The organism is Streptomyces sp. NPDC057445, assembly GCF_042802855.1.
GTDB lineage: Bacteria > Actinomycetota > Actinomycetes > Streptomycetales > Streptomycetaceae > Streptomyces.
The window spans coordinates 27,487-33,486 of record NZ_JBHVDH010000017.1; the positions used below are offsets into that span (position 1 = coordinate 27,487).

2 protein-coding genes (1 of these 2 only partly in view) are annotated in these 6,000 nt (G+C 69.5%); one reads left to right on the forward strand and one right to left on the reverse strand.

Annotated elements, in window-relative coordinates; translation table 11 throughout:
* Window positions 1–5,464, forward strand: partial view of a UvrD-helicase domain-containing protein gene (locus ACFU5O_RS27700; RefSeq protein ID WP_384244677.1) — the 3' portion only. Its footprint begins 21,836 nt before the window's first position; 5,464 of the gene's 27,300 nt are visible here — the last part of the coding sequence; the start codon falls outside the window, past its left edge; it ends in the stop codon at window positions 5,462–5,464.
* A gap of 253 nt (window positions 5,465–5,717) precedes the next feature.
* Here ACFU5O_RS27700 and ACFU5O_RS27705 read toward each other — a convergent pair.
* Window positions 5,718–6,000, reverse strand: a 283-nt coding sequence (locus tag ACFU5O_RS27705; RefSeq protein WP_384244678.1) for a hypothetical protein, incomplete at its 5' end; no start/stop codon positions are given.

Here is a 6,000-nt window from a genome sequence, read left to right on the forward strand (position 1 = left end):
GCAGGAGAAGGGCAAGACCCGCAAGCATCCCGAGCTGGTGCCCTTCCGCTCCTGGGACCAGGTACGCCGCTACGTCGACAAGCACGACAGCGCCAAGCAGCTCAAGTCGTTCGTGCGCCTGGTCGACGAGCACGGCGCGGACACGCTGATCGACATGGTCGGCCAGCTCACCGAGAACGCCGACGAGGCCGACCTCATCGTGTCGACCGCCCACAAGTCCAAGGGACTGGAGTGGCTGCTGGTGCAGGTCGGCACCGACTTCCGTGGCCCCAAGGCGAGCACCGAACCGGGCCAGGACGCCGAGCTGCCCGGAGACGAGGAACTGCGCCTGGCCTACGTCACCGCCACCCGCGGCAGGCGCGGCCTCGACCTGGGGTCCCTGCAGTACATCGAGGATCTGCGCGACCTCGCCGAAGAGCGCTACGCGTCCCGAGGAGGTGCCGTGGCCGAAGGCGCCCCGGCCCCGGCGGCGCAGTCCGCCGACACACCGGACCCTGGTGAGGAGCCCTCTGTCGACAAGCCTGCGGCGGCGACCGGGCCGGACGCGCAGGCCGACCGCGCGGCCTCCACCGAAGCGCCCCTGAAGGAGGCGGCTCCAGCTCGGGAGAGCTTCGAGGTCAGGAAGCCCGCCGAGACCAACGCACTGGCCTCGCTGGATGGCGTTGTGTGGTGGGGTGGCCGGGCAGCGGGCCGCAAGGAGGCGATTGCGGAACCGGTCCTTGCCCGACTCCGGTTCGGTCCGCGCGGCGTCGTCGACATCGAAGACGCTGCAACCGGGACACGTATCGACCGCATCCGGACCGGAACGGCGTTCTTCGTCGCACCTGTCGCATCCGTACCCCGGCCCGCGCCCTACACCGGTGCCCCCGCCGAACACGGCCTCGCGCAGCGTGGCGACGGCCCCGACATAGCCGACGCGCCGGAGCCGGGCAACGCGCCGGCCACGGGAACCGCGATGCTCCAAGTCCGCGCCCGGGCCACCGACGCCGGTCGCCGCTGGGTCATAGTGCACCGCGCCAGCGAGGACGCCATCTGGATCCGTCCCCCGGGCGAGGAACCCTACGAAGCCGTCTTCGCGGACAAGGACGACGCCGAGCGCATCCACGCCAGCCTGGCGCTCGCTCCCGACATGCGCGTTCCCGCTCCTGACCCGGCGACCGGCGAGAGGCGGCCCAAACGACCGGGGCCCGCTCTGGAGCCGACGCTGGGCAAGGTCATCTCCAAGGAGACCCGCGGCACCGACCAGCTGGTCAAGGTGCAGGCTGGCGACGGGACCGGCGCCAGCAGGGTCTTCGTGGCCTGGAACCCCGTCGGCGCCGATCAGGTCGAGCTCGGCCAGTCCGTCCTCCTCTCCGGCACCGTCGGTGCTGAGGTCCATTTCCGTGGGCGGATCGAGATGCCCGTCGAGGCCGGCACCGTGGAAGGCGAAGAAGCCGCCCACGACCGCCTTCACCGCACCCAAGCCGCCCCCGACGGCTGGATAGCCGCCGACCCGAGCCTCCCGCCCACGCTTGAGGCGGGTCTGCGAGTCCGCATCCTTGATGAGCACCACCCTGCTCACGCGGTCGGCGATCAGCAGCTGTACAGCACCGTCACCGTGAAGTCGGCCGACGGCACGTCCTACACCGGCACCAGTGAGGACGGACGGCCGCTCGCCTTCACCAGCGAGCACGTCGTCGCAGTGCCGGGCACCGGCACTGCAAGGCCGTCGCCGCCCACCAGGCCGTCCCCCGCTCCGGAGCCGTACGTTTCGCGCGAGGTGCCCGCCACCAGCCTTCTGAGGGAGCTGCGGAAGCTTCGATACAGCGAGCGCGCCGACCGCTGGACCGTGGCCGAACTCGAGCCGCGCCCGGACGGCACCCGCGTCGAGGTCCTGCTGCGCGAGAGCGGCGAATGGGTCCAAGTCGACGAGGTCGGACCCCACACGTTCAAGGACGAACGCGGCCACTTCCGCGGACTCGAAGCGGTCCTGGCATGGCGGGACGCCACCCAGCTCGTCACCCTGCTGGACCGTCCCGAGCGAGCGCCGCGACCAGGCGCGGCCGCCCCCGTCCTGGTGGAGCCCGCCCCCAAGCCCCCGCTGGTCTCCCGCGCGCCCCAGAGCATGGAGGCGGCCGAGCTCGAAGCCAGCGCCGCCGCCCTGGACCAGTGGCTCAACGCGTACGCCACACACGAGGACACCGCAGAAAGCGTGCGCGCCGTCGCGCAGCGAGATGCGCTGCGCGCCGAACTAGCACACCACCGCAACCTGCAAAGGGACGCAGAACAGCTCGGAGGCCTGGACGCCCTCCGCCAGGAGCTGGCGGCGCTCACCCTCGAGGCGGCCGACCCAAGCGGCATCCACGATGTCACGCGCAACGGAGCCCGCCTGGGCGCGATCGTGGCGAGTCCCAAGGGCTACCACTTCGTCCCGGACGGCCAGTTGGCCCTGGCCGAGGGCACCGCCTACGCCAGTCCCGAGGGCGCCGCCGTCGCGCTCAACCGCTACCTGGCCGGAGTCCCCGAGGATCAGCCTCTTGCCGCGCCCGCGGCAGAGCCCGCCCCCGTCCCGGCCCCCCGTTTCGTCCTCACCGCCGAGGACAACAAGGCCGACCCCGGCGCCGAGCCCAACATGCTGCTGAAAGCACACCTGAGCAGCGTCGTCCACTACAAGCCAGCCCCGGATCAGCGCAGTCAGCAGATTTTCGTCGAACTCTGTCGCAAGCACGGCAAGCCCGAGGCTGGCACTCACCTGAGCTCGGGCGGCCGCCTCGCGATCATCACGGTCGCCCCGGACCGCTACGAGGTCCGCGCTCCGGACCGGCTCACCGGCGTCTTCGGCCCCTGGGGCGAGCGGATCAAGACCCGTGAGAGGGCAAACCGCATCGCGGACGCTCTGGAGAGCCTCCGCGACGCCCAAGGGCGCCCTTTCCCATGGGACATGGCCAACCCCACCCTCCGGGCACTGCAACTGAAAGCCTTCCACTGGAGGGACGAGCACGGCCGCGACATCAAGCAGGCGATCCTGCACGCCCTGGTCACACAGGGCCTCGACGAACGCGACGACCGCTACGCCCGGCAGTACTACGAGAGCACCGGCGAGCGCCTGAAGGCGCCCGCCCGCCAGACCACGGCCCAAAGCCCCGCTCCCGAGCAGGTCGAGCCCTCCATGCCGGGCCCGGACGCCTTCGAGACCACAACGGTCAAGAAGATCGGAGAGGTAGCCGCTGCGGACGGCACCTTCTGGTGGAAGGGCGAAGTCAACAACCCGCATCAAAAGGGCCAGTTGCGCTCTTCCCTGGAGCCACTCGAGGTTCCGTTGCTCGTCCGGGTCCAGGAGTCGGCCTCGGAGAAGGGCGCGAGCATCGGCTGGGTCCAGGTGCTGGACGCGGCCACCGGCAAGCGCCTGCAGAACATCCGCTCCACCAGTCACGTACTCGTGGCCTCTCCCTTGGCCTCGGGAGCCCCGACAGGGGGAGTGGCCCCGGCACAGCGGCGCTTCGCCTCCCTGGGCCAGGTCCGCACCCACCTGATCTACGACAAGATCCCCGGCTTGACCCGGCAGCGCCGCACCGACCTGCGCAAGCTGGCCAAGGACCGGGAACTCGTGGAACTCACCGCCGACGGGCAGTTCGCCCTGCGGCACAACCCCTCCACCGACACCTACGAAGTGCTTCCCGCCGGCAGCGGCCTGCCCTTCGACGGACTCCTGCCCGACCTCTACTTCACCCCCGAGGCCGTGCGCGACCTCGTCGTCACACCCGAGCCCCTGGAGGGCCTGACGTCCCTCGAGGAGGCCCGTGACTTCGCAGGCCGGCTCACCGAACTGACCCTCGCAGACAGGGCGCAGCTCGACTGGAGCGACCCCCAGCTGGGCACCCGCCTCAGCAGGGACGACATGGTCCGCCTGAACCACACAATCCTGGAAGAACGCGCCCATCACGATCGCGCGCACGGGCACCCCAACTCGCCCAGCGACGTCCTGTGGCGTCTCTTCGAAGAGCAGACGAACCGTCCCGAACAGCCCACCGAAGGTCGCCGCTGGGCCGACAAGCTGGCACAGGGCGAGTGGGCCTGGTTCACCGTCAACGACGAGTACAGGCCCAGGGAGATCCTCCAGCGGTCGGACACCGAGTTCGGCGCTATGGCCTTCACCCTCGACGACGACAGCCGCTGGCACCTACCCCGCAACCTCCCCATCGAGCACCCCGGCGGGGACATCGTCCTCGGCACCGACGGACAGCCCATCGGCCTGCGTCTGGCATCCGACTTCGTTCAGGACGACGACATCATCGAATTCGTCTTGGACGACCGCGGGAATGCCAAGGCGCCCACCGGTCGTGGCGGCATCCCCGCACCCGGAGCCACCCGCATCCGCGGTCGTGCCTTGGTGACCCATCACCACCCTCATGGAGGCGGCGAACGCTCCTATCTGCTGGACGCCACCGTTGTCGACGGCGCAACCATCCAAGCGGCGGCCGCCGAGCTTGCCCTGACCGCGTTCGAGCTGCCCGAGCACGTCTACCGGCTCTCCGCGCGGGCAGCGCTTGCGAGCCAGCCCATCCAGCCCCAGGCAGTAGCCATGCCTCGTCCGGCCGTGGACGTGACCCAGACGTCAGGACCTGAGCCGGAGGGGACCGACCGCGACGCAGATCCGGAACTCGAAACGGACCCCGACCTTGAACTCGCGGCGCAGATGGAGTCCGAGCGCGAATGGGAAGAGGCGCTGCAAACGGTCTTGCAAGCTGGGTCCGAGGAACTGGTTGCCGAAGCAGAGGAAGAGGAGCAAGCAGCGGCTGATCCGTCAACCGAGCTGTCCGAGGGCGAGCAACTACGTCGCAGCCTCCTGCACCTGCTCAACACCGCCGGAGCATCGTCAACGCCGAGCGAACACACCACCGTTGACGGCACTTCCTTGTTCGTTCGCGTTGCCAACAGCGCGAGGTTCGGCAAGGTGATGCAGTTCGGCTTCGGGCCTACGGGACCTGTAGTCGGTCAGTTCAGCGTGGCCACTCTCGAACAAGCCACCGGCCCTGACGTGCTGCAGGCAGTGCTGGACCGCCGGGGGATACGCGAAGAACTGCTTCGGCTCATAGACGCACCAGTCGCCCCCTTCGGGCCCAGCCGGCATGGAGCGATCAGCTCCCTCGACCTGTACGTGGCAGTTTCAACTCACTCCGAGCACGGCCGCGTAGTGCGCTTTGGCTTCGACCCCGATCGTCCTCCAGTCGGCATGTTCACCCGGTCCATGCTTCACGGCGCGACCAGCGCCAAAGTTCGCAGCGCCATCGAGCGCTACGGCTCGGAGTTCGTCCAAAGTCGCATCGACACCGGACGGGCCATCAGCCTTCGTGACCGCCTCAGCGCCGCGGCAGGGGCCCGTCAGGCGACCGGCTCCCCGGTCTTCAAGCCGCAACCGCAGCGCGGGCCTCACTCCGAGACTCACAGTCCACAGACGGCCCCCTTCGTTGGCCGACGCCGCTGAAAGGCGAGACCGCCTGGAGGGATTCGGCCGAACTTTCCAATGCCCCAGATCCCTCCAGACGGGAGGGGTGGCTGCGCGGAGTGCTCTGCCACGGCCGCGCTCCCTAGCGTCGACAGGCGCATGTCCTGCACCAAGTGAAGCAGGCGGCTCGGCCGCCACCCCTGATCGTCAATGAGGTGACGAAATGGCCACCGTTCCCGAAGAATTCCCTCTGCAGACCAACACCCAGGAAGGTACGGGGGACGGCGACGCTTCACCTCGGTCTCAAGGCAGTGTCACACCAGCTGCCCATCAGTCGACCTCGTCGTGGGTCACGGATGATGTGCCGCTGGTCGACCTCGGTGGAGAGCAGGGTGCGGCGCAGGGGTGGGCGGACGCGGATGATGTGCCGCTGGTCGACCTCGGTGGTGAACCGGGTGCGGCGCAGGGGTGGGCGGACGCGGATGATGTGCCGCTGGTCGACCTCGGTGGTGAACCGGGTGCGGCGCAGGGGTGGGCGGACGCGGATGATGTGCCGCTGGTCGACCTCGGTGGAG